The sequence below is a fragment of the Actinomyces bouchesdurhonensis genome (assembly GCF_900128465.1).
GTDB lineage: Bacteria > Actinomycetota > Actinomycetes > Actinomycetales > Actinomycetaceae > Pauljensenia > Pauljensenia bouchesdurhonensis.
In genome coordinates this window covers 91,072-91,982 of record NZ_LT635863.1, presented here as the reverse complement: position 1 = coordinate 91,982, position 911 = coordinate 91,072, and the positions used below count along the sequence as shown (strand labels likewise).

The 911-nt window shown below is 65.4% G+C and carries 1 protein-coding gene and 1 pseudogene; both read left to right on the top strand.

The genetic code is table 11. The features are described from left to right. Nucleotides 1-292, top strand: a pseudogene (locus tag BQ7477_RS01515) (ribosome small subunit-dependent GTPase A); the annotation flags it as partial. 98 nt (nucleotides 293-390) lie between these two features. Continuing rightward, entirely contained in the window at nucleotides 391-843 is a 453-nt protein-coding gene (locus BQ7477_RS01510) for a hypothetical protein (RefSeq protein ID WP_073982584.1), read from the top strand. Nucleotides 844-911: the final 68 nt, after the last annotated feature.

Below are 911 nucleotides of genomic sequence, written 5' to 3'. Positions count from 1 at the left end.
CGGCGTGCGTTCCTTCGGCCTGGGGCACGTGAGCGTCGCCGACGTGCTGGGGGTCTTCCCAGACGTCGCGGAAGCGGCCGCCTGGTGCCTGCCGCTGTGCTCGCACGAGGCCTCCGAGCCTTCCTGTGCGCTTGACAGTTATGCGCGCACCAACGGCCCCTTCGCGATCGACGAGGCCGGGGCTGAGGATGTGGATCAACTGCGGCAGGGGCGCGCATCCCGCGTAACATCGGTGCGCAGGCTGCTGGAGGCCGTGGCGACGGCGGAGGCCGCCAGCAGGGCAGCTCGCTGACAATTGTCAAGCCCAAAGGCCTTGACAACACCACCACTGGGGGGATAATGAGGAAATAGCGATGGTCGCTATCTCTGAGTCACAAGGTCGTGATCGCTATGTCCACCATTGAGCCTCTCCTTATCGGCAACACTGCGGGGCTTTCGCGGGTCGACAAGGTCCTCCGCTACTTCTTCTTAGCACTGTTGATCGGCACGGTCATCTACTCAATCGGCGGAACCTTCTTCGGGAAGGACAACCGCCTAAACGACTACGGGCTCGCCGACGCTGCGTTGCTCCTCGCTGTCTACATCCCTGGCTATTCGCGTCACATTCCTGGCGCACACCGGGCGCTTCGGGCCTGCGAGTGGGTGGTGATGGGTTGTCCCCTCGTATGTACCGCCGCTGTCATCGTCGGTGACGTCACGGACCACGGGGTCCGCCCCGAGCCCAACAACACGCCATGGAACGTCGCCATGGGCGCGGGTCTTGTGGCCCTCTGTTTCTTCGTGGTGCTCCTCATCGCGAAGGACCGCGCCCGCAGGCGCGGGCTGGTTCCACCGGCCCGCTAGGCCTTCAATCGGGTTCCTGGATGCACTGTTCAGTGGGCGCGGGGCCCCGCGAGCGCGCGGCCCGCGGG